This window comes from Natronohydrobacter thiooxidans (genome assembly GCF_001884735.1).
Taxonomy (GTDB): domain Bacteria; phylum Pseudomonadota; class Alphaproteobacteria; order Rhodobacterales; family Rhodobacteraceae; genus Roseinatronobacter; species Roseinatronobacter thiooxidans_A.
Genome location: NZ_MJAP01000003.1, coordinates 160,066 through 186,004 on the forward strand (window position 1 = coordinate 160,066; position 25,939 = coordinate 186,004).

Sequence of the window (25,939 nt, forward strand, 5' to 3'; positions counted from 1 at the left end):
CCATTCACATGCCGGGATTTGAATATACCTGCCTTGATCTGGATCACCCCGGCGGGGCGGCGCGGAACAGTCGTTGCATCAAGAGTACCGCCTCGCGGACACGCTCATCCGCCAGCGAGTAGAAGATCTGATTGCCTTCGCGCCGGGTCGTCACGAGTTTTTCGTGGCGCAACCGGGCCAGTTGCTGACTGACCGCCGCCTGCCGCGACATGATCAGCCGCTCCAACTCTGTCACGGAATGATCGCGTTCACACAGGAAATACAGCATCAGCAGGCGGCCCTCATGGCCCAGCGCCTTCAGAAAATCGGACGCCTCGCGCGCTTCGGCCTGCAAATCTTCCAGCGGCACGTCAACACTCGCAGCGCGGCCCCCCTCGGGCCGCACTGACAGTCTGACCTCCTCCTCCTCGGACCGGTCAGTTTCGCGATTTTGTCCGTCCGGCATGAATGTTCTCTCTGTCACGCAGGGATGCGTGAACGCCGACCGCCCCCGTTTTGCGGGGACGATACCACAGGCTGCGAACGAAACATAGCGCCGCGCGGATGAAACGCCGGTTCAGTGTGGTGTTACTGCCCTGCATCCTGGCGGGCCTCGCCCTGCGCCGCAGCGATCATGTCACCGATATAGGGCCAGAAGAAATCCTCTCCCGGAAACCCTGTCAGGCGTTCGATTTCGACACCATCCGCCCCGATCAGGATGAAAGTGGGCGTCACAAAGGGCGTGCTGGAAAGCGTGATCCCCTCTGGCAGCGGACCGCGCAACTGCGCATGGATCAGCGGCGCGATCTGACCTTCCTGCGAGGCTTCATAGACCGGCGCGATATCGCGATTGAAGATGCGGCAGTAATAGCACCCGGCCTGCTCGATCATCAGCAACCGCAACTCCTGCGCCCCCGCCCCGCCCGCCATGGCCAGAAGAACCGAGAGCGCGATCAGCGGCCTGCGCAGCTGCTGCGCTGCGGCGAAGACGAGGGATTGACGGGAGCATATAAACATATGAACAATGTAATATGTTTGTGCAGGCGACGCAACATCATGCATATCAGGCGGCGCTCGATTTCAAGGATTACCCCGCATGTTCGATATCAGTTTCGGTGGCGCAGCGCTGGCGGGGCTTCTGTCCTTCCTCTCGCCCTGTATCCTGCCGATCGTCCCGTTCTACCTGTGCTATATGGCGGGATTGTCGATGGCGGAGCTGCGCGACGAACAGGGGCTGGCACCGGGCGCGCAGACACGTCTGGTCCTCGCCTCGATTGCCTTTGCGCTGGGGGTAACGACGATTTTCATGCTTCTTGGCATGGGGGCTACGGCGCTGGGACAGACATTCATCGCTTACCGCGACACGCTGAAATGGGTCGCGGCGGCGGTTCTCTTCGTGTTCGGGCTGCATTTTCTGGGCGTGCTGCGGATCTCGCTGCTCTATCGACAGGCACGGATCGAAACCTCGGCCGCGCCGAAATCGGTGCTGGGTTCCTATGTCATGGGACTGGCCTTCGGCTTTGGCTGGACGCCCTGTGTCGGCCCGGCGCTGGCGGCGATTCTTATGATCGCTTCGGGCATGGGGGATATCTGGAAAGGTGCAGCACTACTGGCCGTCTACGGTCTGGCCATGAGCTTGCCCTTCGTGATTGCCGCGCTGTTTGCACGGCCCTTCCTGAACTGGGTCGCCCGCCATCGCAGCAAGCTCGCGCATATCGAGATACTCATGGGCGGGATGCTGGTACTCTTTGCGGTGCTGATCGCGACGGACAGCGTGGCCTATATTGCGGAATGGATGCTGGAGACGTTCCCCGCCTTCAGCAACATCGGATAGTTTTGACACCAATGGGAGGATGATGTGATGTTTCGGACTAAAGTGAAAGCGGCCCTTGTCGCTCTGCTCCTGGCCCTGCCCGCCCATGCAACGCCTGTCGGTGATGACGGTCTGCACAAACCTGACTGGATCGTAGAGACCTTTCGCGACATGCGCGACGATCTCGAAGACGCGGCCGCCCAAGGCAAACGCCTGCTGCTGATGTTCGAGCAACGCGGCTGCATCTATTGCACGCGGATGCACGAAAACGTCTATCCCGATCCCGAAATCACCCGGATGCTGACCGAGGATTACATGGTCATCCAGATCAATCTCTTTGGCAATGTCCCGATCACGGATTTCGACGGCACTACGCTGGACGAGCGCGACATGGCCCGCCGCTGGGGCGTCGTGTTCACGCCAACCCTGATCTTCGCCCCCGAATCGCCCCCGGACGCAGGCACGATGCGCGACGCGGCGGTGATGATCATGCCCGGCGCCTTCGAGCGCGGAACCACCCGGCTGATGCTGCGATGGGTGCTTGAAAAAGGCTATGATGGCGAGGAACATTTCCAGCATTATGTCGCGCGGATGCTGCGTGACAACGCGAACTGAGAAAGTTTCTCTGGGAAATTCAATGGGCTGCCCTCATATTTTTAAGGTCAGGTTTCCGCTATCAGAACATGCACAAAAAACAATATGCAAAAAAACGAATTTTCATTTGCAGCAATCGTACACTGTGGTCTATGGTCGCGGTCACGGTGAGCTTGGGAGAGCGCATCACCGTCAAACCGTCTGGGAGGGCATTCATGACACGACGTTCACTTACTGCAGCCTGCACTGTTTCGGTTGCCCTCTGGGCCAGCGCCCCGGGCGCGGAAATCGCGCCCGCAGATGTGGTCTGGGAAGACGAGATTGCCATCCCCGTGTCGCTGAGCGGCACGCCCGGCGATCCGGTTGCCGGCGCGAATGCCCTCTCCAGCCGGTCCATCGGCAATTGCCTGTCCTGCCATGAGAACACGGCGATGCCCGAACATGATTTTCAGGGAAATATCGGCCCATCGCTTGACGGTGCAGGAGCGCGCTGGAGTGAAGCAGAATTGCGCGGGATCGTGGCGAATGCCAAGCGCGTGTTTCCCGATTCCATGATGCCGGTATTCTACCATGACAATCCGGCGGATTATGTGCGGCCGGGCGATGCCTATACCGGCAATGCATACGATCCCGACACTTTCTCCACATTGCTGTCAGCACAGCAGATTGAAGATATCGTGGCCTATCTGACGACCTTGACCGATTGGTGAGCCATAGGATCACGGCGTAGAAAGAGACCTGAAATGCAAGCATATGAGAGGATGACAAGATGCTGACAAGACGCGATACCATGGCACTTGGCCTTGGCGTGGCTGCTGTCGCGATGGTTCCGGGCGTGGCAAGCGCCTCGGCTATCGAGGACGCGATTTCCGCATTCACAGGTGGCGCCGCCGTGACCGATGGCGGCGTGACCATCAACGCCCCCGAGATCGCCGAGAATGGCAACACGGTTCCGATCGAGGTCGAGGCCGCAGGCGCCGTGTCGATCATGATGCTCGCCGCGGGCAACCCGACGCCGGGCGTGGCGACATTCAATTTCGGCGAAGGCGCAGGCACCTCACGCGCGGCGACCCGCATTCGTCTGGGTGGCACCCAGGACGTGATCGCCATCGCCAGACTGGCGGATGGCAGCTTCGCGCGCGGCGCGGTCGAAGTGAAAGTGACCATCGGCGGCTGTGGCGGCTGATCCGGCCTGCCCTGACCTTCCAATACTCAATCGAGGAGACATCTTATGTCTGACGTCAGACCCCGCATCCGCCTGCCACGTTCCGCCAAAGCGGGCGACGTGGTCGAGGTGAAAACCCTGATCAGCCACAATATGGAAACCGGCCAGCGCCGCGATGGTTCGGGCAATGTGATCCCGCGCCAGATCATCAACCGTTTCACCTGCGAATATGCAGGCAAGATGGTGGTGGATATGGAAATGCACCCGGCCATCTCGGCCAACCCCTATGTCGAATTCGATGTGAAAGTCGAGGAATCGGCAGAGTTTGTCTTCACCTGGTACGATGACGACGGCTCGGTCTATTCCGAAACCCAGGCTTTCGAGGTCGGGTAATATTCTAGGTCGCAGCCAGTCTGGGAGGAGACACGCATGAAGACCATCACCAAGCTTTGGGCGACTGCGGCCATCTGCGGGGCCATGCTTTCCGGCATGGCTCAGGCAGACCCGCATCCCGATGCTGAACTGATCATCGAGGGTGAATTGCACCTTGCGACCCGCGCCGCACCGGCAGAGCATCTGGGCGGCGTGTTTCCCGAGATCTATTCGGGCTGGCTGTTCCGCACGGATGAAACCCGTGCGCTGCAAATGGATGATTTCGATAATCCCGGCATTCTGTTCACTGAACGCGGGCAGGATCGGTGGGACGCTGCCGATGGCAATGCCGGACAATCCTGCGCGGATTGCCACGGCGATATCGAGTCGATGGCCGGTGTCCGGGCGGTGATGCCCAAGATCAACGAAGATGGTGAACTCTGGGCATTGGAGAATTACATCAATAACTGCCGCACCGCGCGCATGGAGGCCGATGCCTGGGGCTGGAACAGCGAGCCGATGAAGGATATGACCGCGCTGATCTCGCTGCAATCGCGCGGGATGCCTGTCGCGGTTCAGATGGATGGCGAGTATGCCCCCTTCTGGGAACAAGGGCGTGAGATGTATTACACGCGCTTCGGTCAGCTGGAGATGTCCTGCGCCAATTGCCACGAGGATAACTGGGGCCGGATGATCCGCGCCGACCATCTGTCACAGGGCATGTCGAACGGCTTTCCGACCTATCGCCTGAAGAACGCAACCATCGTGCCGCTGCACCAGCGCTTCCGCGGCTGTATCCGCGACACGCGCGGCGAAACCTTCCGCGAAGGCTCGCCCGAGTTCATCGCGCTGGAACTCTATGTATCCTCGCGCGGCCTCGGCCTGCCCATCGAGGGTGTATCAGTGCGTCAGTAACTGTCTGACGGGGCGCTGCCAGAGGCAGCGCCCCGTAGCGGGCTGGCTTTTTTTTGGCCCTAGAATATTCAAACTTTCGAAGATTGGCATGTGGCAACACCCTCCCGCGCCCTGCCATCTCTCACAAGGAGAAGCTCTCATGATATCCCGGCGCGAATTCCTGCAAGCCTCCATCGCGGCCTCGGCGCTTTACGGCATTTCCGGTTTCGGGAACTGGTCGAAACTGGCCGCACAGCAGGCATTGACGCAGGAGGATCTGCTGCGTTTCGACACTTTCGGGAATGTCTCGCTGATCCACATAACCGATATTCATGCCCAGCTGAAACCGATCTGGTTCCGCGAACCCGAGTGGAATATCGGCGTGGGCGGCGTGAAGGGCAAGCCGCCGCATGTCGTGGGCAAAGAGTTCATCGAGATGTTCAATCTTACCCCCGGTTCCGCCGATGCCTATGCGCTGACCTATGTCGATTTCGAGGCCCTTGGACGCACCTACGGGCGCATGGGCGGCATGGACCGTGTGGCGACCGTGGTCAAGGCGATCCGCGCCGACCGTCCTGATGCGCTGCTGCTTGATGGCGGCGATACATGGCATGGCTCGATGACCAGCTACCTGACCAAAGGGCAGGATGTGGTCAATGTGATGAACGCGCTCGGCGTCGAGGCCATGACCTCGCATTGGGAATGGACCTTGGGTCAGGACCGCGTCCGCGAGATCGTGGCCGATCTGCCCTTCCCCTTCCTGGGCCAGAATATCTTTGACAATGAATGGAATGAACCCTCGGAAGAATTCGAACCATATACTTGGTTTGAACGCGGTGGGGTGAAGATCGCCGTGATCGGGCAAGCTTTCCCCTATATGCCGATTGCCAATCCGGGCTGGAAGTTCCCCGATTTCAGCTTCGGCATCCGCGAGAGCCGGATGCAGGAAATGGTCAATGAGGTGCGCGATCAGGGTGCGGAACTGGTCGTGGTGCTGTCGCATAACGGTTTCGATGTGGACCGCCAGATGGCGGGCCGCGTTCAGGGCATTGACGTGGTGCTGACCGGCCATACCCATGACGCGCTGCCTGAACCCGTGATCGTGGGCGAGACACTTCTGATCGCCTCGGGCAGCCATGGCAAGTTCGTAACCCGGCTGGATCTGGATGTGCGTGACGGGCGCATGATGGGCTTCCGCCACAAGCTGATCCCGATCTTCGCCGATGTGATCACGCCTGACGCCGATATGGCTACCCTGATCGAGGCCGAGCGCGCGCCCTTCAAGGACCAGCTTGAAGAGGTCATCGGTCATACGGATTCACTGCTCTATCGCCGCGGCAATTTCAACGGCACCTGGGACGATCTGATCTGCGAGGCGATGATCGAGGAGCGCGACGCCGAAATCGCCATGTCGCCGGGGGTGCGCTGGGGCGCGAGCCTTCTGCCGGGGGATGCGATCACCCGCGAGGATATCCACAATGTCACCTCGATGACCTATGGCCAGTGCTACCGCACCGAGATGACCGGCGAGTTCCTGAAGGTTGTCCTCGAAGACGTGGCCGACAATATCTTCAACCCCGATCCCTATTTCCAGCAGGGCGGCGATATGGTGCGCATCGGCGGGCTTGGCTATCATGTCGATGTCTCGGCTCCGGTGAATGCGCGCATCTCGAATATGACGCTTCTGAGCACAGGCGAGACGATTGATCCTGCGCGCAACTATGTCGTCGCCGGTTGGGCCTCCGTGAACCCCGAAACCGAAGGCCCCCAGATCTGGGATGTCGTTGAAAACCATATCCGCAAGATTGGCCGTGTAAGCCTTGAGCCGAACACTTCGGTTCAGGTCAGCGGCCTGTAAGCCACAAGAACAACCAGAGGAACCGTCGTCATGTCAGATACATCAAATGACGCCCCCGACACGCCACGCGGCCCCTCCCGCCGCGATTTTCTGCGCACGGCTGGTCTGGCCGCCGGGGGCGCTGTGGTCGGGGTCGGGGCCAGCGCCTCGACCCCGGACCCGCTGATCACGGAAGTTCAGCCTTTCGCCTCTTTCCTCGGTGAGGGGGTGGATGCCACGCCTTACGGAATGCCGATCCGTTTCGAGGATCATGTGGTGCGGCGCAATGTGGAATGGCTGACAGCAGATCCGATCAGTTCGATCAATTTCACCCCGATCCATGCGCTGGATGGCACGATCACGCCGCAGGGCTGCGCGTTTGAGCGCCACCATTCCGGCGCCATCGAGATCAGCAAGGACGAATACCGGCTGATGATCAACGGGCTGGTCGAGCGTCCGCTGGTCTTTACCTTTGGCGACCTGATGCGCCTGCCGCGCGAAACCCGCGTGCATTTCTGCGAATGCGCCGCCAATAGCGGCATGGAATGGGGCGGCGCGCAGCTCAATGGCGCGCAATTCACCCATGGTATGATCCATAATATGGAATACACCGGCGTCACCCTGCGCACGCTGCTGAATGAGGCGGGCGTGAAGCCTGAAGGATCGTGGATCTATGTCGAGGGGCATGATGCGTCATCGAATGGCCGCTCGATCCCGATGGAAAAGGCGCTTGATGACTGCATGATCGCCTTCTTCGCCAATGGCGAGGCATTGCGCATGGAGCATGGCTATCCAGTGCGGCTGGTCGTGCCGGGCTGGGAGGGCAATCTCTGGGTCAAATGGCTGCGCCGGATTGCCGTGATGGATGGCCCGGTGCAGAGCCGCGAAGAGACCTCGAAATACACCGATCTCATGCCCGACGGGCGCGCGCGCAAATGGACCTGGGCCATGCATGCGAAATCCGTCGTCACCTCGCCCTCGCCGCAAATGCCCATCGGCCACGGTCCGGGGCCGATGGTGATTACCGGGCTGGCATGGTCAGGTCTGGGCAAGATCGCGCGCGTGGATGTCTCGCTTGATGGTGGTGTCAATTGGCAGACCGCGCGCCTGGCCACGGAACCGGGCGACAAGGCCGTGACGCGCTTCTATCTGGATCATGTCTGGGACGGGCAGCCCATGTTCGTGCAGTCGCGCGCGATGGATGAAACCGGCTATGTCCAGCCCACAAAGGAACAGCTCCGCGCCATTCGCGGGCTGAACTCGATCTATCACAACAACGCCATCCAGACCTGGTATGTCAATGAGAACGGGGACGCTGAAAATGTCGAAGTGTCGTAATCTGCTGGCAGGGACCGCCCTGCTGACGCTCATCGCCCCGCCTGTGCTGGCCGAGTCTCTGGGCATCGGGCGGCTGGCCCTGCCCGAAGAGATCGCCGCCTGGGATGTGGCCGTCATGCCGGATGGGCGCGGCCTGCCCGAAGGGCGCGGCAATGTGATGGATGGCGAGGATCACTGGATCGACCGTTGCGCGGTCTGCCACGGCGATTTCGCCGAAGGAGCCGGGGCTTGGCCCGCGATTGTCGGCGGGCGTGGCACGCTGACTGCCGAACGCCCCCTGAAGACGGTCGAATCCTACTGGCCCTATCTCTCGACAGTCTGGGATTACATCAACCGCTCGATGCCTTTCGGTGCGGCACAGACGCTCGAAACGGACGAAGTCTATGCGATCACCGCCTATATCCTCTATTCGGCTGGGCTGGTGGATGATGATTTCGAACTCAGCCACGAGAATTTCACCGAGATCCGGCTTCCAAACGAAGGCGGCTTCTATCTCGATGACCGTGCAGAGGTGGAATTCCCGACGTTCCAGCAAGAGCCCTGCATGAGCGATTGCCGTGACGCCGTGTCGATTTCTGCGCGTGCCACCGATATTGACGTGACCCCGGAATTCCCGGTGATCCGCTTTCACTATTCGGACGGGTCTGCACCAGTGATCGAGGCAACCGAAGCCAGCGCCGCAGAGGCCGTCGAGGAAGCTGCTGCGCCCGAAACTGCTGCTGAAGACGTGCAGGTCGCGTCACTCGATCCCGCGCTGGTAGCGGCTGGCGAAACTGCATGGCGCCAATGCCGGACCTGTCACCAGCTTGGCGATGGCGCACGCAATGGCACCGGCCCGCAACTGAACGGGATTGTTGGTGCCGCTGCCGGTCAGGTCGATGGGTTCCGCTATTCCCCGGCCATTACCGAAGCAGCAGCCGCTGGTCTGATCTGGACCGAAGAAGCACTTGACGCCTTCCTTGAAAATCCGGCAGGTAAGATCCCACGCAACCGCATGTCCTTCCGGGGGGTGCGCAGCGTGGACGAGCGGGCGGCGCTGATCGCCTATCTGGCCTCGCATTCAGACTGATCGGAGTGATGGTGAAACCGCGTCTTGTTCTGACCTTCTGCCTCGGCCTCGCCCTGATCCCGATGGAGGCGCTCTCACAGGCATCTCCGATCGGCGATGCGACCACCGGGGCAGAGGTTTACCGGCGCGAATGCGCGAGTTGCCACCAGATCGGGGAGGGCGCGGTCCATCGGATCGGGCCGCATCTGAATCGCATATTCGACCGTGGCGCAGGCAGCCACAGCGATTTCCGCTATTCCGACGCGCTTCTTCGGCAGGGCCGTGACGGGCTGAAATGGGATCTGCGTCGCCTTGATGCCTATATCGAGAATCCACGTGCGCTGGTTTCTGGCACCCGCATGTCCTATCGCGGCCTGAAGGATGCCCAGCGCCGCGCTGATCTGATCGCATATCTGCGCGTCTATTCCGACCAGCCGCAGAACATTCCCGAAGCCTCGCCCACCGCTGTCATCCGAGAGGTTGACCTGCCGGAGTCTGTGCTCGCAATCGAAGGCGATGTCGAATATGGTGAATTCCTGAGCAGCGAATGCACGACCTGCCACCAGCGCACCGGCTCTGACGCAGGTATTCCGGGCATTGTCGGCTGGCCGGAAGAGGATTTCGTCGTCGCCATGCATGCCTATAAGCAGAAACTGCGCCCCCATGCCGTGATGCAATCCGTGGCCGCGCGGCTGGATGACGAGGAAATCGCGGCGCTGGCCGCCTATTTCCATGCACTCGCGCGCGAATAAGAACCCTGTCGCGTCCCACATGCTCCGGCGACGCCAGACTGCACGACTGCGCCAGGGCAAGGCTACCTCTGTTTCGCAGGTTTCGCGCCGCGTGGAACAGTATTTCGTCCGGATCAACCCGTTGCGCAAGAAGGATCTGGACAAGGTGGGAGGAATGGCGCGACACCTGCCTTTCGAGGCACAACTGGGAGAGACAACACCATGAAACTCAACAGACGCAGATTTCTGGGCACTGCGACGCTCGCCACCGCCGCGCTGTCCGCCCCGGCGGTGCTGGGCCAGACACGCCCGCGGGTTGTGGTGATCGGCGGCGGTTCCGGCGGCGGCACGGTCGCGCGCTATATTGCAAAGGACAGCAACGGCGCCGTCGATGTCACCCTGATCGAACCCACGCGACGCTATTACACCTGCTATTTCTCGAACCTCTATCTGGGCGGGTTCTGGGACTATGACGCGCTGGGGCATGGCTATGGCACTATCGCGCGCACCGGTGTCAATGTGATCCATGACTGGGCCGTGGGGGTGGACCGCGACGTGAAAACCGTCGCTTTGGCCTCGGGTGACTCGGTATCCTATGACCGGTTGGTGGTCGCGCCGGGGATCGATTTCGTCGAAGGCTCGGTGCCGGGCTGGAATGTCAGCCAGCAAAGCCTGATGCCGCACGCCTACAAATCCGGCACGCAGGTTCAGCTTCTGAAGCATCAGATCGAGACCATGCGCGAAGGCGGTCTGTTCGTCATGGTCGCGCCGCCGAACCCCTATCGCTGCCCGCCGGGACCGGGCGAGCGGGTTTCGATGGTCGCGCATATGCTCACGCAATCCAACCCGACGGCGAAAATCCTGATCGTGGACCCGAAAGAGAATTACTCGAAACAGGCCCTGTTCGAGGAAGGCTGGGAACGCCACTATCCCGGCATGGTCACGCGCATCGGCCCCGACATGGGCGGAGACGATTTCGAAGTACGCCCCGAGTCGATGGAAGTCGTTATCGACGGCGAGGTCGAACAGGCTGATGTCTGCAATGTCATCCCGGCGCAGAAAGCCGGCAGGATCGCGGAACTGGCAGGGCTGACCAACGATTCGGGCTGGGCCCCGGTGATGCCTGCCGACATGCGCTCGCGGGTGGATGAGAATGTCTTTGTGCTGGGCGATGCCAGCGCACAGGGCGATATGCCGAAATCGGGTTTCTCGGCCAATTCGCAGGCCAAGGTCGTCGCCAATGTGATCCGCGGCGAATTGACCGGCAGCCGCATCTTCCCGGCGCGCTATTCCAACACCTGCTGGTCGCTGATCGCCACCGATGACGGTGTGAAAGTGGGCGCGAATTACGAGCCGACCGACGAGAAGATCGCCAGCGTGTCAAGCTTCATCAGCCAGACCGGAGAGGATGCCGACCTGCGCCGCCAGACCTATGAGGAGAGCATCGGCTGGTATAACGGGATCGTGGCCGATATTTTCGGCTGAGGCCCTGCCTGCGTCAACAAACAGGGGCGGTGCGGATGCGCCGCCCCTTTTTCTGTCGCCGGTTTTGCGCGTGCCCGGATATTTTGCGGCGGAGAACCGGGCCAGGGCGACAAAAGGGGCTGATAGAGCATGTTGCGCAAAAGTGGCCTCCGGTTTTGCGCATCAAAACATGCGACCACAATAAGTTATAGCGGGGTGCATGAATGCCAATGAATGCAACCCGCTATAGAACCTACCCGCCCGTGCCCAGCAACCGGTCGATCGGGGCGTAGTCATCCGTCAGCACGATCGCGCGGCGCTCATCGATGATCGCCTGCAGCGAGGCAGAGGACACCCGCACCGCCTGCCGGGGCTCTGGCCCGTCATGATGGATCCGGCTGACCGGCGAGCGCGCATTGCCCGCCACCATCAGGAAGACCCGGCGCGACTGGCTCTCATCATGGCTGGGATCGGCCCAGATTTCGACCACATCAAAAACCTCGCGCGCGGTGAGTGTCAGCGAGGCCAGCACATCCAACCGGTCGATATGATCGATGATCGTCATCAGGAAAGACCCGTCCGGGTTCAGCCGCGATGCTGCCAGTTCAAAGAACTCGCGCGTGATCAGATGTGGCGGCGCCGCGATATCGGTGAAGGCATCGCCAAGGATCAGGTCATAGCTTCTGTCTTCACGCGCCAGAACGATCCGCGCATCTGCATGGACAACACGCACGCTGTCGGGATCGAACCAGAAGCTTTCGGCGGCAACCTCGGTCACCACCGGGTCGACCTCGGCCACAGTCACCGCGACCGGCTCGCCCATCTCGACCCAGGCGCGCGGCACCGTATAGGTGCCGCCGCCGATGATGAACCCGTCCCAATGCTCGCGCCCGGCCATGCGCATCCGCGACAGCCCGTCCTGCATCATGCCATGCGGGGTCAGCATAGCCGAAGCATCAATGCCATCGGAAATGCCATGCACCAGATGATCCAGCACCATCAGGCGCACAGGTTCCGCCGGGCCGGGCGAGATATCGACCACCCGAATGCAGAAATAATCGCTCTCGCGCGTGCAGGGATCCGGGCGATAGAGCGCCGCGCCCGCCAGCATCATCGGGATCAGCGACACCAGTGCCCCCTCGATCACCCAGCGCCGTGTCGCGCGCGCGGCAACAAAGCTGTAGAGCGCGACGGCGACATAGACCACCGTGACCACGGTCAGCGTGCCAACCGAGCCCAGCCACGAGATGAACAGGAACCCCGCAGCCAATGTGCCGATGATGGCCCCCCAGGCCCCGGCGGCAAACATCGCACCAAGCGCACGGCCCGAATGCTCCGGGTGCCGCTGGACCGCGATCTGCGACAGGATCGGTGCCGGAATGCCCGCGAAGAAGGACGGCAGGAAAAACACCAGCATGGTCAGCGCCACGATGGCCGCGACCGGATCCTGCAAGGCGGTGATCACCGGCCCGGCCACGCCGCGCAGCAGGAACACCGCCCCCGCCGTCGTCACGGCCGCCAGCACCATGGCCCAGCCATTGGCCCGAAGCGCGCGGTCCGAAGGCCATTCCGCCAGACGTCCGCCAACCCAGTGCCCGGCGGAAAACCCTGCCAGAACCACCGCGATCACCGATGTCCAGGTATAGAGCGACATGCCGACATAGGGTGCCAGCATCCGCCCGGCCACGATTTCGACCACCAGCGAGGCTGCAGCAACTGTGGCCTGAATCGCGACCAAAACCCAAAGCCTGTGCATGTCCCCTCCCCTGATTTTTGCATCACTCTAGGGCGGCACAGGGACCGGCGCAATGCGCTCAGCCCGCTTTCACCCTTGCGCGCCAGAGCGTGAACAGCCCTGCGCCCACCACCACACAGGTGCCGATCACCACATTGCTGCGCAGCGTCTCGTTGAACACCAGCACCCCCAGCGCTGCGGCGAAGGGCAGCTGCAGATAGGCGAAGGGCTGGACCGCGCTTGCCTCGGCCAGTTCATAGGCGCGGATCAGCAGAAAATGGCTGAAAGCCGATGTCATGCAGAGAAGAGCCATCCACAGCCAGTCGCCCGAGACCATCGGCTCCCAGAACCAGATGCCGATCAGCGTCATGGTGATGGCACCGGTCGTACCGGTCCAGAAAAAGCTGACCGCGGCGCTGTCCTTGCGCGCCGCATAGCGGGTCAGCAGACTGTAGAGCGCGAACATGAAGGACGCCAGAAAAGCCAGCAGTGCTGCAGGCTGGAACACGCCAAAGCCCGGTTGCAGGATGATGATCACACCGACAAACCCGATGCCGATGGCCGCCCAGCGCCGCCAGCCGACCTTCTCGCCCAGAATCGGACCGGACAGCGCCGCGACCAGCAACGGATAGACGGCGAACACAGCATGACTTTCAACCAGCCCCAGCAGAACGAAGGCCGTGACCATCACGCAGACTTCGAGCGCCAGAAGCACGCCTCTGAAAATCTGGAGCAGAGGCTGTTTCGTCGCAACGGCCTGCCGCAGACCGCCTGCCTTGCGCGCGGCGACCACAATCACGAAACTGGCGAAGAACCAGTAGCGGATCATGATGATCATGAAGACATTGTATTCCCCCGCCAGATGGCGCGACAGCCCGTCCTGCATGGCAAAGACAAAGGCGGTGGCGATCATCAGCCAGATGCCCAGCGTGTTGTTCTGCGGTGTCATGCCATGACCCCCCGGCTCATATGCCGCTTGCGCCCGTAGCCGGGGCTGCGCGTCACGGCGAATCCGGCCTGCGACAATGCCCGCCGGACATGACCCGCTGCCGTGTAGGTCGCGAATGTCCCCCCCGCTGCGGTATGGGCGCCGACCTGCGCCATCAGCGCCTCGGACCAGAGTTCCGGGTTCTTGGCGGGCGAGAAGCCGTCGAGATACCAGGCATCCGCCCTGCCCTGCCACTCGGGCAAGGTCTGGCGCGCATCGCCGACAATGATGTCGACCTCCAGCGCCCCGAGCGAGAATTGCCGCGCACCGCGCGCCCATGCCGCGATCAACTCTGATGCGTCAAGCTCTGGAAAGGCTGCAAGCGCGCGCGCCATGTCGTCGGGCGCCATCGGAAAGGCCTCGAAACTGGTGTAGAATACCGGACCTTCGGTCACGATGGCCGCTGTCGCCAGCAGGTTCAGCCCGGTGCCGAAGCCCAGTTCGGCGATCCGGAAACCCGGACGAAGGCGCTCTGGCAAGCCATTGCCAGACAGGAAGACATGGCGCGTCTCCTCCAGTCCGCTTTGCAACGAGAAATACGGGTCGTCGAACCGGGTCGAGACCGGGATGCGGCCCTCGCGCCACGCCAATTCTGCAAGCTGGTCCTGCATCGCACTCTGCTTTATGTCACATGTTCAGCAGTTGTGTCGCGGCGCAGGGGAAATGACAATGGCCGATCTGACGATCATGGGCGCGGGCATCTTTGGTCTTGCGCTGGCCTATAGTTGTGCACAGCGCGGGGCCAGAGTGCGGGTGATCGAGAAACGCGCCCCGGGCGCGGGCTCCAGCGGGGGGCTGGTGGGGGCCTTGGCCCCGCATGTGCCGGAAAACTGGAACACCAAGAAAGCGTTCCAGTTCGAGGCGTTGCGCATGGCTGGTGGGTTCTGGGCAGAGGTGGCCGCAGTTTCGGGTCGCGATCCGGGTTATGCACGGCTGGGGCGCGTGCAGCCTTTGGCCTCAGACAAGCTCGATCTGGCCCATAGCCGCGCCGCGCAGGCGCGCGATCTGTGGCAGGGCTTTGCAGAATGGCGGGTCTTGCCCGTGACGGAAGCACCGGGCCTTCCGCTTGATGCGCCCTCGGGCTGGGTGGTGCATGACACGCTCAGCGCGCGGCTGCAGCCGCGCAAGGCGGGCGCGGCGCTGGTCGGCGCCTTGCAGCATCTGGGCGCATCGGTCGAGACCGGCGACACGGCCCCCGATGGCGTGGTGGTCTGGGCGACCGGTTACGAGGGCTTGCAGGATCTGTCGCGCGATCTGGGTGCGGATCTCGGGGCGGGCGTCAAGGGCCAGTCCGTGGCCCTCGCCTTGTCATGCCCGGATGCACCGCAGATATTCGCCGACGGGCTGCATATCGTGCCCCATACCGACGGGACCGTGGCCATCGGATCGACGAGCGAACGCGCCTTCGATGACCCGTCCGGCACCGATGCGGCCTGCGATGCATTGGTCGCGCAAGCCCGGAGGATCTGCCCCGCCCTGTGCGACGCGTCCGAGGTCAGCCGCTGGGCCGGTGTCCGGCCACGCGCAAAAAGCCGCGCGCCGCTGATGGGCGCATGGCCGGGGCGCGCAGGACATTTCGTGTTCAATGGCGGCTTCAAGATCGGCTTTGCGATGGCCCCGGCGCTGGCTGCGATCATGGCCGATCTGGTGCTCGACGGGCGCGACGCCATCCCCGAGGGCTTTCGCCTCACGACGCCCTGATTTCGGCGCGCGGCGCAGGCGGGGCCCCGCGAACCGGAAACCGGCGGCGCGGAACCCGCCGGACCACCACCGGCGGAATAGCTGCGCGCAGGGCCGCAAAATCCGGCGTCTCGGGCAGGCCGCATATCCGGCGCAGGTGTGGACAGGCGGCCAGCGGCACCGACACGCCCGGACGGTAGAGCAGCTCTCGCCCTTCGGCCTGCAGCGTGAGGTAGCTGCGATACTCCTCGGCATTGTTGAAATGCTGCCCCCGCGCGGCCTCGCGCCGGGCCTTCGCATGAAATCCGGCATGATATTTGAAATGCCCGAAGGCCAGATCGCGCGCCGCGACCCTGGCCCCGGCGATATAATGCAGTCCCGTCGAAAGCTGCATGAACGGGTGATAGCGCAGCAGCGCGTGTTTCTGGGCCACGAAGAGATTGGCGCGCGCAGGCAGCCCCGCTTCTGCCATCAGACGGTGACGCAAGGCGCTGGTCAGGGTCTTGCCATTCGACCAAGGACCAAGCCCCTGCCAGTCCTCGCGGAACGGCTCGTGATCGACATGGCTTGCCTCAAGGAAGGGCGACAGAGCGAAACGCGCGCCCGACAAGGGGCCTTTCGGATAGAGATCGAACATCAGCAGGCGCACGGCCTCACAGGTCCGGAAATCGGCACCGCGCAGCAATTGCGGCAGATCGGCCCGCACCGCGCCCGCCGCATCGGGAAGCGTCCAGAAGGCCAGCTCATCCGCATCGGCCAGAAGCGACCAGCGCCCCAGCCGGAATTGTGCCATCAGCGCCTCTTGCCACATCACACCATAGGCCGACTGACGATAGGGCGTATCCGTGGTGAAGACCGAAACATCGGGTTCTGCGACCAGATGCTCCAGCGTGCCGTCATCCGACCCGTTATCCACGATCAGGAACGCGCCCACGCCCAATTGCCGGTAATGGGTCAGGAAATGATCCAGCAGAGCGCGTTCATTGCGCATGACCGAAATCACCACAAGCTCGGCGGCCTTCGCCTGCTCCAGCCGCTCGGGCGGGCTGACCAGCGACAGGCCATGCTGCGCCCAACCCAACCCCGCCGGACGGTGGCACGGCCAGATCGTCATCGGCATCGGCCAGGGGGAAGCCAAAGCATCGCGCGCCTTGCGCGGCGCCGCGCCGGAATCGAGATGCGCCAGCTTTACCGGGCTACCGGCGAAGGGCAGAAACCCGCTGTGATAGCGTGGCAAAGCGGCCAGTCCGCGCGCTGTGTCGCGAAAGATCGCGATATCGTAATTCGGCCCCGCGACCTCGATCCCCGACCGGGCCAGCAGGTCGCCCACCAGCTTGTCTTCCATAAAGGACAGCTGCTCCAGCGCGCGCCCCTGCGGCGTGGCCTGCGCCGCACAAAGGGCTGCAAGTGCCTGACGGTTCAGAACATATCCCGATCCGCCATCAGCATAGCGTGACGGCTCTGGCGATTTGTCGAGTTCGTGCCGCCCGCGCGCCGTCTGCGCACGGCCCATATGCCAGGCGCGATCCATCTCACCGGGGGCGCGGTGCAAGGGCCGCCCGTAATAGGGGCGTGTCAGATAGGCCGGATCGGAGAAAAAGGCGTCCACATCCAGAAAGCAATCATCATCGATCTTGTAGATGCGCGAAAACCCGGTCTGCGCCAGCGCCCATTCGGCCAAAGCGAGGATCTTCTGCGGCAGTCCCTCATAATCGTCGGGCGCATCGAGCTGCAGATACTGCCCGTCGAAACGCGGCCCTGCGCCCGGTTTCTGCCCAGGCGCGCGCCCGGTCACCACGATCAGGGGAATCCCCCATTCCGCCAACCGCTCTCCCCATGCCGCCCGTATCTCGGGCACGCGGCTGGCCAGGTTTGCATGGCAGGAAATCAGCATCACGACGGTATCCGCAAAAGGGCTGGACGCCGCGCGCAGCGCCGCAGCCTGCGGATTCTCGGCAAGGCCGGGCCGCATCTGCGCGTCATATGGCAAATGCGCCCGCAATTCGGCGCGCAAGGCCGGGTCCGGGCTGGCGGCGTCAAAACGGGCGAGAGCAAGCGGCACTGCGGGACATGCCAGCATGCTCTCGGGGGGGAAACGTTCTGTGGCTTCGGTCACAAATCCGACGCAGCTCCGCGCGGCCTTGGGATAGCCACGGCGGGCCAGTGCCTCGGCCAGAGCCAGCAAGGCCGCGACGCCCAGAAACCCCGCCTCTGGCCGGATCAGTCCGCGCGCGGCACTTACGGCAGCCAGCAACTGCGCCCGCGCAAGGGGCGCGCCTTCGCGCAGTGGTTTGAGCACGCTCTGCACCTGCTTGCCTAGAGCACGTTGCGCACGCGACATTGGCGGGCGCTCCACATCCGGGGTGGCGACCGGCATAGCGGAACAGGCCGCACGGTGAACCGCGCTGGAGGTATCCAGCGGCAGCGCCGCCTTTGCCACAGCACTGCGTGGAAAGGCCAGCCAGCGCAGCGCGGCTTCCCCGGCCTGCTGGGGCGTCGCGATGCCGGTCAATGCGCGCATTTCGGGCAGGCCGACGCTATTGCGACCCCATGCCTCGGGCGACAGAGCAAGGCGGCGCAGCATGTCGCCACCGGCGATGGGCCGCGTCAAGAACGGACGTGCTCTGCGGCCCAGCGCCAGCCAGTCACCCTCCATCGCCGCTGCGTGAAGCTTGGCAAAAGCACTGCGCCATGGCAACAAGGCCGCGGGCATGCGCGCGGGATCGCGCCGCCAGAAATCCATGTTCAGCCCGTAAGCTTGCAGCGCGAGATCAGTAAAGCGCGGCTGACACCAGTCTGGCAGTGCGCAAGCTGCCGCGAGCAAGTCCAGCACCCCGGAAATCAGGCGCTGGCATCCCATTTGCGACATATGCGCCGGAGCAAGTGCTGCGATCAGTTCAAGGAGCGCAAGCGAGATGGCAGCGCGCTGCGCCAAGTCGGGCCTGTTGCCCGCGAGGTCCGGCATGTCTCTGGCCAGAGCGGAGGCGAGCCAGGCCAGAGCCGGGGTAACAACCCAGGCGGGGCGCTGATTGCGGGCGGATTTGAGGGTTTGCAGGCAGGTTTGCCAATCGCCAGCGGCCCAGAGCAGCGGCAAGGCCGCAATCCGGCCCCACGCATCCTGAATATCCGCCCAGTCCTGAACGCCCAGATCGCGCAAGCTTCGCGCCAGCGCATAGGGATCGCCATTCACGCAGAACCATTCCGACAGAAGCAAGCCAAGCTGGCGGATCTGCCCAGGATCAAGCTTTTCGCTCTGCACCAGGAAGCGCAATTGCTCCACGGGATCACGCGGGCGCGGCAGAACGCGGCTGCGATGAAACGCATCGCAGGCAGCAGCAGCGGGGGAATGCCTGAGGGGGGCGAGGACAGGCATGGCAATCTCTGGCGGGGGCGCAAAACCGGCCGCGGGATGGCGTTGTGCTTCAGCCGCCAGCACTTCCAGCGCCTCGGACGGTAGGTCAGACCAGAGACCGGCGAAATGCACATGCTCCAGCATCTGCAACCGTGCCAGCGTGTCATGGCGTATCTGCCAGAGCACCGCTGGCTGCACCAGCAGCCCCAGAATATGCGCCTTGGTCAGCTTGTGGCGCGCAATCACATGGCCCGTCCGGTCACGCGCGAGAAGCATCACCTGCGAGCCTTCGCGCCCCTGCCAGACCCGACCCGGCACAAGGGCGGCGCTACAGCCGCCAGTTCCGGACTGCAGCGGAATGAACGGACGCGCGGTCATGTCATTGCCGGGATCGAACACGGCCTCCATCCCCGGATTCTCCAGCACCAGTTCCAGCCGCGCATTCAGATGCGCTCCCCCGGCCCCACTCCCCGGCACCACGCGCAGGGCGCAAAGCCCCTCAGGCCATGTGATTGCCCCGATATCGCCAAGACCGGGAAAGCCGCGCCGCAGGCCAAAACGGCCAGCCGGATCACGACGTGGCAGCGCATCGAGAGATCCCAGGCGCGACCCATCCAGCGACAGGGCCACGCAGATGCCCCGCCCCAGGCTGCGGCGAAAGTCCAGTTGCAACATATGCGCTGCGCGCCGCAGGGGTGCAGGGAAACTCACCTCCCGCCGCCAGCCACTGGCACACCAGCGATTCGCGACAACCCGGCCCGCATCGCGGCGCAAGGACAGGTGCAACGGGATCCTCTCCTGTGCGTGATCGCGGAAATCCAGATTGACGACGGCCTGGGCGCGCAGATCAACCTCCAGCAGGAGTGTCGCTGGCGCCGATATCGCCAGCGCCCCGGCCTCTGCGAGCAATTCGGGCGGGCGCTCCGCACCTGTGGTCACAGGCATCCTTGCTGCGCCCTTGCGCGCTGACAGCGGCTCATGTGGCATGGGTGAGCCTTGTGCGCATGACGCGCCCCAACGCCTCTGCCGTGGGCCGTGCGCCCAGCAGATCGAAGAGCGGGTCCAGCGCGGCATGATCCGCCACATAGTCATCGTGGCGCAGCAGCACGGCACGCGCAGGATGCGCGGCAACATGGGCCTGAAAGACGGATTCGGCAGAGCGGATCATCGCCCTGACCTGCTGCTGGTCATGCTTTCGCCACCAGGATGACCGGCACACGGCCTCGGGATCGCGCGTGTTGAACACCAGCCGCGCCTTGGGGAAACCGTCCTGAAGGAAAGCCAGATAGGCTTTGAAAAGATCAGGATCGGCAATCGTGCGGATTTCCTTGAACCCGCTGACGCGAATACCGGGCTCCGGGCGCAGGATCTGGCGCGAAAACAGCTTGCACAGGGCTGCGCGATAGGCCGCAGCATCAATATCCTCGGCCCCGAACCAGGGATGCGTGGCGTCGGAGATTGTCCCCTCGCGCTGCATGCAGGCAATATCCGGGCTTGTCGCAATGGCCCGCCAGCTTTTGAACAGACCAAAGAGCGCATTGTTGTTCTCGCCGCGAATCTGATAGCCGGGAATCGCATTCAGCAGATTCTGCAGCAAGGTCGAGCCCGAACGCCCATAGGTCACGACGAAAACATAGCCCTCTTCCGGATGATCGAATCTTGCCATTGCCGCGCGCCTCGCTGGTTCTCCTCTGCTCCCTTGTCGCGCAGTGAGATTAACGAGAGGTTTATCGCGCCGGGCCGGTCCTATTAGCGATTTGGCAATCTGTCAGCGCTAGGGTGGCGCCGGGGAATCGAAAGGGCAGATGGATGCCGGATCAGGCCAGACCCTTGCCGGAGCGTGATCTGACTTGGCACCGCAGGCAGGCGGCGCTGCTGGACCGACCCGGGCTGGAGAAGGCGCTCCGGCAGCGCGTCAAGCGCGGCGATTTTCGCGCGGCGGTGGTCTATCTGAGCCGCATGATGGCGGATGCGCCCGATCCCGCGACCGCGCTGATGCAGGCGCAGATGCAGATGCGCTGCCGGGCCTATCGCGAGGCGCTGTGTCAGTTGCAGGAACCCCTGCTTCGTTGGCCGGGGGATCTGGCCTTGCGACGCATGCAGGCGGAACTCGCCATGCTGGCCAGGGACTATTCTCTGGCAGGACAGGTCTGGCAGATCCTGCTCGACCAGCACCGGGTTCAGGGACCCTATGCGATCCTGCGCCGATTGGCCTGCCTGCGCCTGTGCGGGCAGCATGACGCGGCACAGGCGTTGATTGAGAGACAGGCTGAAAGATTGCGCAAGCACATGGCCCGTGCAGGCGTCCAGATGCTGCGCAAACCGCGCCCCACGCTCGCTGCGGGGCTCTACATCATCTGTGGCAATAACGGCACCGGCAAATCAACCCTCGGGCAGTTCCTGCAGGCGATGGGCTATGCGATCATCGATGCCGATACCGAAATCGCCAGTTTCTGTCTGGGGCGGCGGTTCAGCGACGTTCGCTATGACCTGCTGCGCGCCTTCCCTCAGGCCGAAGCCGATATCCGCTGGCTTTGGCCAGAGATACGGGCGCGCGCGTGCTTTGCGGCGGCGCGCAGGAAAAAAGCCGCGGTCTTTGTCATTGGCGGTTTCGGTGCGGCGCTGGCGCCCTATCGTCATGCCTTCCGGCAGGCGTTCCACCTGACCGCGCCGGACCGGGTGATCGCGGATCGACTGGCCGCGCGCAATTCGATCGGCCACAAGCCCGGCTCGGCCGGATTCGACGCCGCCCTGCGCCGCAACCGCCGCGAACAGCGCCCGGATCATGACGCGATCATCCTGTCCTCGGACCGGCCGACATGGGCGATTTGTGCAGATTTGCTTGCCGCCATCGAAGGCGAAAGGCCACCGACCGACAATCTGTTGCAGGCAACATGGCCGATTTGCAACGTCCCTGACCAGACTTTGCCTCCCCTTCGCCACCACGGCCAGGGGCGCTCCGCAAATTAGCCTGCGGCCTGTAACCTGCGCGGCGCGCGCCGCGCGATCACCGCTGCTCAGGCCGCAAGTCCCTTGGAGCCCATATCGAGGAATTTCTGCCGCCGCGCCTTGCGCAGGGCATCCGGGCTCGTGCCGTCCAGTTCCGCCAGCATCGCCCCCAGCGCCGCACCGACCGCCTTGATCATCACCGCAGGGTCACGCTGCGCCCCGCCCAGCGGCTCGGGGATGATCCGGTCGATCACCTCCAGTTTCTTCAGATCCTGCGCTGTCAGGCGCAGTGCCTCGGCGGCTTCGCGCATCTTCTCGGCATCCTTCCACAGGATCGAGGCACAGCCCTCGGGCGAGATCACCGAATAGACCGAATGCTCCAGCATCGCGATCCGGTTCGCCGTGGCAAAAGCCACCGCCCCGCCCGAGCCGCCCTCGCCAATAATGACCGAAAGCAGCGGGACACCAAGGCTGAGGCATTTCTGTGTGCAACGCGCGATGGCCTCGGCCTGCCCGCGCTCTTCCGCGCCCTTTCCCGGATAAGCGCCGGGCGTATCCACCAGCGTGATCACCGGCAGGCCGAAGCGGTCGGCCATTTCCATCAGCCGGATCGCCTTGCGATAGCCTTCAGGCCGCGCCATGCCGAAATTGCGCCGCAGGCGCGATTGCGTGTCATGGCCCTTTTCCTGACCGATCACCATGACCGACCGGTCCCGCAGCCGCCCCAACCCCCCGATGACGGCCTCATCCTCGGCAAAGCCGCGATCCCCGGCCAGCGGTGTGAATTCGTCAAACAGCGCCGAAATATAATCGCGGCAATGCGGGCGGTCGGGATGGCGTGCCACCTGACATTTCCGCCACGGCGACAAATTGCGATACAGATCGACCAGCATCTTCTGCGCTTTCGCATCCAGCGCAGAGGCTTCCTTTTCGACATCCATATCCGGGTTGGCCGCGCCCATCGCGCGCAACTCTGCCGCCTTGCCTTCGATCTCGGCCAAGGGCTTTTCGAATTCGAGATAGTTCATCAGGACGCTCCCTCGGTACTTGCAGGGGCTTATGCGCGAGGACGGGCCAATTTGCAATCGGGTCAGGCGCGGGACCGGGCACTGGTCTGCCGATGGACCCGATTCTGACCATCGCGCGAAAAACCGGTCGAGGTTCCGTCGCGCACTTTCGCTGACCACACAGGGCGCGCGGTCGGGGCTGTTGCCTGGCCTGAGGCGATTGCGGATGCGGTCAGGGCGACTTCGCGTGCGCGCTATCCTTGAACTGCAGCGCATGCAGCCGGGCATAGACCCCGCCCTGCGCCAGAAGCGCGTCATGGCTGCCCTGCTCGACCACAGTGCCGTGATCCATGACGATGATCTGATCGGCATTGCGCACGGTGGACAGCCGATGCGCGATCACCAGTGTCGTGCGACCCTTTGCGAGCTTCTCCAGCGCATCCTGCACCACGGATTCGGATTTCGCATCGAGCGCGCTTGTGGCTTCATCCAGCAGCAGAATCGGCGCATCGCGCAACAGCGCGCGCGCAATCGCAACCCGCTGGCGCTGGCCACCCGAGAGCGCCGATCCGCGCGGCCCGGCCAGACTGTCCAGCCCGTCAGACAGAAGCGGCAGGAAATCATCGACATGCGCCGCGTGCAGGGCCGCCTGCAACGCCTCGGGCGTGACATTCTCGGCCCCCATCAGGATATTGTCGCGGATCGATTCATCAAACAGCGCCGTATCCTGACTGACCACGGCAAAAAGGCCGCGCAGCGCGCCCAGATCCATCGCGCGCACATCCTGCCCGCCGATCAGCACGCTACCTGCATTGACATCCGCAAGCCGCGTCAGCAAGCCGAACACGGTCGTCTTGCCTGCGCCCGATGGGCCCACGATGGCCGTCGTCTTGCCCGCCGGGGCGATGAAGCTCAGATTGCGCAACACCGGCTCGCTGCCATAGGCGAAATCCACATTGCGCAATTCGACACTGGCCTGATCGCGCGCGGGTACAGGCGCATGCGGAGGGGCCGGATTGGTCACTTTTGCCTGCACCTGCAACAGCGCATGCGTGCGTTCCAACGAGGCCAGAACTGCCTGCCATTCCGCGGTCAGGGCCGTAAACCGGCGCATCGGGTCAAAAAGCAGCCCCAGCGCGGTGAAAAAGGACATGAACTGCCCCACGGTGCGCGTGCCTTCTATGATCTGGAAGCCGCCATAGATCAGCACCAGCGCGAACCCGATCGCGGCGCCGAAATCCATCACCGTGGGCACAGCGGCATGGCCAATCGCCGCGCGCGTTGCCTTCTGCACATAGCGGCGGGTGATGTCGCGGAAGCGGCCCACTTCGCGCGCTTCGGTTCCGGTCAGTTGCAAGGTGGCGATGCCGTGAAACGCCTCGTCCAGCCGGTTCGAACTTTGCGCGGCCGCAACCCGCGCATCGCGACTGCGCCGCCGGATCAGCCGCTGGATCGCCAGAAGCGGCAGCGCAAGTGTCGGAATGCCGACCATCGCCACCAGCGTCCATTGCCAGTCGGTCCAGAGCGCGACCCCGAACAGCACGATCACAGCCGCCCCGTCGCGCCCTACCCCGGTAATCAACCCGGTAAAGACGCGCCGCAGCGCCTCGGAATCGCCACGCACCCGCTCGATCAGCACACCCGGCGCGTTCAGTTTGAAAAACCCCTGATCAAGCCGTGTCAGATGCGCCAGAAGCATGGTCTGCAGATCGGCTGTCGCGGATTCCGCCTGCCAGACCATCAGCGCCTTGTGGCCCAGCCGCGCCAGACCGCGGCCGAAAAACACCCCCGCCATGGCGAGCGCTACCAGATAGACCCGCGCGCTTTCGCCCTCGATAAAGACCTGATCGAACATCGGCTGCACGAGATAGCTGAAGGCGCCCAGCATCAGCGCCTCGATGATCATCAGCACCACTGCCAGCCAAATGAACTTCATCCGGTGGCGCACGAAACCGTCCCAAAGCCAACGCGCAACGATCCGGTCGTTGCGCGTCAGGGTCTTGCGTTGGGTCTGTGTGTTATCCGACAAAACTGGTCCATACGGCCTTGCATCCTGAGGCGTGACTTACCGGGTTTGGCTGGTCAGTGAAAGCCCGCAAATCAGGGGGCTAACTGGATCAGGATACCGGCCTGTCCGCCACTCTGATGCACATTGGCATGCGCGCCGTTGCCGTATTGCAGGATCACCTGCCCGTTATTGCCGCCTTTCTGAGTGAGATTGGCACTATGCCCCTGCCCGCGCTGGCGGATGATGCCCTGATTGCCGCCGCCCGACTGGTGGACGCGGGCAGCATGGTTGCGCCCCACCTGCCGCACATCTGCACCGGCGCGGATATCGCGGTGAATGGAATAGAGCGTGATCGCGGTGTTCAGGGCGCGGGCCTCATCGGCGTTCCGGGCATTGATCGAAAGTGACAATGTTTTCGCATCGAGAGCGGCAGCGGGCAGGGAAAGCGTGAGCACAAGGGCCGCAAGCGCTGAGAAACGGGCGGGCCTGGTCGTGGCGGTGACGCGGAACATGGCAGTATTCCTTTCTGAAAGCGTGGGGTGAAAGTGAGAGCGGCCCCTCTACAAGGCCGCAGAGCGGCAGGTTCTGGTCTGGCCATTGGCCTTGACCGTCAGTTCGGCATTGAAATCGCGCGCCCGGCCCGAGAAGCTGGCCTGACCGAGCGTGCTGCGTTCACCCGCCTTGAGGTCGAACTCGCCGCCCTGACGGATTGTGGACCGGCCCGCAGCGCTGCGCTGGTCGATATTCAGCTCGTAAGTGCCACGCATGGCCTGACGCGCCTTGGCTTCCGCAGCGATCGTCACCTGACGGTTGGTCTCGGTCAGGCGCAGCTCGCAGACCAGAGCTTCGCTGGCGGATGCATCGTTTTGCGAAGTGGCAAGGCTGGCGGTGCAGGCCGCACCGGTAATGACAAGGGCAGCAATCGTGTAAGTCATCGCGGACATGAGAAGGCTCCTTTCTCGGGATTGTCGCCGGGAGCGGTTGC

24 protein-coding genes are annotated in these 25,939 nt (G+C 63.2%); 13 read left to right on the plus strand and 11 right to left on the minus strand.

The features are described 5' to 3' along the window. Positions 1-43: 43 nt before the first annotated feature. Together BG457_RS03365 and BG457_RS03370 are read right to left on the minus strand one after the other, a co-directional pair. Positions 44-445: an ArsR/SmtB family transcription factor gene (locus BG457_RS03365; RefSeq protein ID WP_084657446.1), complete on the minus strand. Its 402-nt coding sequence runs from the start codon at positions 443-445 to the stop codon at positions 44-46. Between the two features lie 122 nt (positions 446-567). Next, positions 568-996 (minus strand): thioredoxin domain-containing protein, encoded by a 429-nt coding sequence (locus BG457_RS03370; RefSeq protein ID WP_071796024.1) that lies wholly within the window; start codon positions 994-996, stop codon positions 568-570. Between the two features lie 79 nt (positions 997-1,075). On the opposite strand from BG457_RS03370, the gene BG457_RS03375 reads away from it, so the two are divergent. From BG457_RS03375 to BG457_RS03425, 11 genes are all read left to right on the plus strand, one after another. Further along, positions 1,076-1,813 (plus strand): cytochrome c biogenesis CcdA family protein, encoded by a 738-nt coding sequence (locus tag BG457_RS03375; RefSeq protein WP_071795599.1) that lies wholly within the window; start codon positions 1,076-1,078, stop codon positions 1,811-1,813. A gap of 27 nt (positions 1,814-1,840) precedes the next feature. After that, entirely contained in the window at positions 1,841-2,407 is a 567-nt protein-coding gene (locus BG457_RS03380) for a thioredoxin family protein (protein WP_071795600.1), read from the plus strand. Positions 2,408-2,601: 194 nt separating this feature from the next. Continuing rightward, on the plus strand, positions 2,602-3,096 hold the full coding sequence (gene soxX, locus BG457_RS03385) for a sulfur oxidation c-type cytochrome SoxX (RefSeq protein WP_071796025.1): 495 nt from the start codon (positions 2,602-2,604) through the stop codon (positions 3,094-3,096). Positions 3,097-3,155: 59 nt separating this feature from the next. Beyond that, on the plus strand, positions 3,156-3,572 hold the full coding sequence (gene soxY, locus BG457_RS03390) for a thiosulfate oxidation carrier protein SoxY (protein ID WP_071795601.1): 417 nt from the start codon (positions 3,156-3,158) through the stop codon (positions 3,570-3,572). Positions 3,573-3,617: 45 nt separating this feature from the next. After that, positions 3,618-3,944 carry a thiosulfate oxidation carrier complex protein SoxZ gene (gene soxZ, locus BG457_RS03395; protein ID WP_071795602.1) on the plus strand — a complete coding sequence of 109 codons (327 nt, stop codon included), beginning with the start codon at positions 3,618-3,620 and terminating at the stop codon, positions 3,942-3,944. Between the two features lie 36 nt (positions 3,945-3,980). After that, on the plus strand, positions 3,981-4,838 hold the full coding sequence (gene soxA / locus BG457_RS03400) for a sulfur oxidation c-type cytochrome SoxA (protein WP_071795603.1): 858 nt from the start codon (positions 3,981-3,983) through the stop codon (positions 4,836-4,838). 139 nt (positions 4,839-4,977) lie between these two features. Beyond that, entirely contained in the window at positions 4,978-6,675 is a 1,698-nt protein-coding gene (gene soxB / locus BG457_RS03405; protein WP_071795604.1) for a thiosulfohydrolase SoxB, read from the plus strand. Positions 6,676-6,705: 30 nt separating this feature from the next. After that, positions 6,706-7,992 carry a sulfite dehydrogenase gene (gene soxC / locus BG457_RS03410; RefSeq protein ID WP_071795605.1) on the plus strand — a complete coding sequence of 429 codons (1,287 nt, stop codon included), beginning with the start codon at positions 6,706-6,708 and terminating at the stop codon, positions 7,990-7,992. Next, positions 7,976-9,061 carry a c-type cytochrome gene (locus BG457_RS03415; protein ID WP_071795606.1) on the plus strand — a complete coding sequence of 362 codons (1,086 nt, stop codon included), beginning with the start codon at positions 7,976-7,978 and terminating at the stop codon, positions 9,059-9,061. The genes soxC and BG457_RS03415 overlap by 17 nt, the downstream gene beginning before the upstream one ends. 8 nt (positions 9,062-9,069) lie before the next feature. Beyond that, positions 9,070-9,792, plus strand: a complete 723-nt coding sequence (locus BG457_RS03420) for a c-type cytochrome (protein WP_071795607.1) — start codon at positions 9,070-9,072, stop codon at positions 9,790-9,792. A gap of 201 nt (positions 9,793-9,993) precedes the next feature. After that, positions 9,994-11,256, plus strand: coding sequence for an NAD(P)/FAD-dependent oxidoreductase (locus tag BG457_RS03425; RefSeq protein WP_071795608.1), 1,263 nt, complete (start codon positions 9,994-9,996; stop codon positions 11,254-11,256). Between the two features lie 232 nt (positions 11,257-11,488). Here the strand turns inward: BG457_RS03425 and BG457_RS03430 are convergent, their stop codons facing one another. Genes BG457_RS03430 through mnmC2 form a run of 3 tightly spaced genes read right to left on the minus strand, consistent with a single transcriptional unit; the run spans position 11,489 to position 14,569 of the window. Then, positions 11,489-12,991 carry a fused MFS/spermidine synthase gene (locus tag BG457_RS03430; protein WP_071795609.1) on the minus strand — a complete coding sequence of 501 codons (1,503 nt, stop codon included), beginning with the start codon at positions 12,989-12,991 and terminating at the stop codon, positions 11,489-11,491. Positions 12,992-13,049: 58 nt separating this feature from the next. Then, positions 13,050-13,919: a DMT family transporter gene (locus BG457_RS03435; protein WP_071795610.1), complete on the minus strand. Its 870-nt coding sequence runs from the start codon at positions 13,917-13,919 to the stop codon at positions 13,050-13,052. Next, positions 13,916-14,569, minus strand: a complete 654-nt coding sequence (gene mnmC2 / locus BG457_RS03440; RefSeq protein ID WP_071795611.1) for a tRNA (5-methylaminomethyl-2-thiouridine)(34)-methyltransferase MnmC2 — start codon at positions 14,567-14,569, stop codon at positions 13,916-13,918. Before mnmC2 ends, BG457_RS03435 begins: the two co-directional genes overlap by 4 nt. Before the next feature lie 58 nt (positions 14,570-14,627). On the opposite strand from mnmC2, the gene BG457_RS03445 reads away from it, so the two are divergent. Next, a complete protein-coding gene (locus tag BG457_RS03445) occupies positions 14,628-15,659 on the plus strand; it encodes an NAD(P)/FAD-dependent oxidoreductase (protein ID WP_342715361.1) in 1,032 nt (343 codons plus the stop codon). On the opposite strand, the gene BG457_RS03450 is transcribed toward BG457_RS03445, so the two are convergent. After that, positions 15,646-19,935, minus strand: a complete 4,290-nt coding sequence (locus tag BG457_RS03450; RefSeq protein ID WP_071795613.1) for a glycosyltransferase family 2 protein — start codon at positions 19,933-19,935, stop codon at positions 15,646-15,648. The two genes, BG457_RS03445 and BG457_RS03450, sit on opposite strands and share 14 nt — an antisense overlap. Positions 19,936-19,966: 31 nt before the next feature. Then, positions 19,967-20,656 carry a sulfotransferase gene (locus BG457_RS03455; RefSeq protein WP_071795614.1) on the minus strand — a complete coding sequence of 230 codons (690 nt, stop codon included), beginning with the start codon at positions 20,654-20,656 and terminating at the stop codon, positions 19,967-19,969. Between the two features lie 143 nt (positions 20,657-20,799). Here BG457_RS03455 and BG457_RS03460 point away from each other — a divergent pair, with 143 nt between their 5' ends. After that, entirely contained in the window at positions 20,800-21,960 is a 1,161-nt protein-coding gene (locus BG457_RS03460; protein WP_084657448.1) for an AAA family ATPase, read from the plus strand. Between the two features lie 47 nt (positions 21,961-22,007). Here BG457_RS03460 and BG457_RS03465 read toward each other — a convergent pair whose 3' ends face one another. From BG457_RS03465 to csgH, 4 genes are all read right to left on the minus strand, one after another. Beyond that, positions 22,008-22,967 (minus strand): acetyl-CoA carboxylase carboxyltransferase subunit alpha, encoded by a 960-nt coding sequence (locus BG457_RS03465; RefSeq protein WP_071795616.1) that lies wholly within the window; start codon positions 22,965-22,967, stop codon positions 22,008-22,010. 211 nt (positions 22,968-23,178) lie between these two features. Further along, the gene (locus BG457_RS03470) at positions 23,179-24,975 is read right to left on the minus strand and encodes an ABC transporter ATP-binding protein (RefSeq protein ID WP_245770919.1); all 1,797 of its coding nucleotides are present in this window, start codon (positions 24,973-24,975) and stop codon (positions 23,179-23,181) included. 71 nt (positions 24,976-25,046) lie between these two features. Next, positions 25,047-25,466, minus strand: a complete 420-nt coding sequence (locus BG457_RS03475) for a hypothetical protein (RefSeq protein ID WP_071795617.1) — start codon at positions 25,464-25,466, stop codon at positions 25,047-25,049. Between the two features lie 48 nt (positions 25,467-25,514). Further along, positions 25,515-25,898 (minus strand): curli-like amyloid fiber formation chaperone CsgH, encoded by a 384-nt coding sequence (gene csgH / locus BG457_RS03480; protein WP_139257532.1) that lies wholly within the window; start codon positions 25,896-25,898, stop codon positions 25,515-25,517. Between the last annotated feature and the right edge of the window lie 41 nt (positions 25,899-25,939).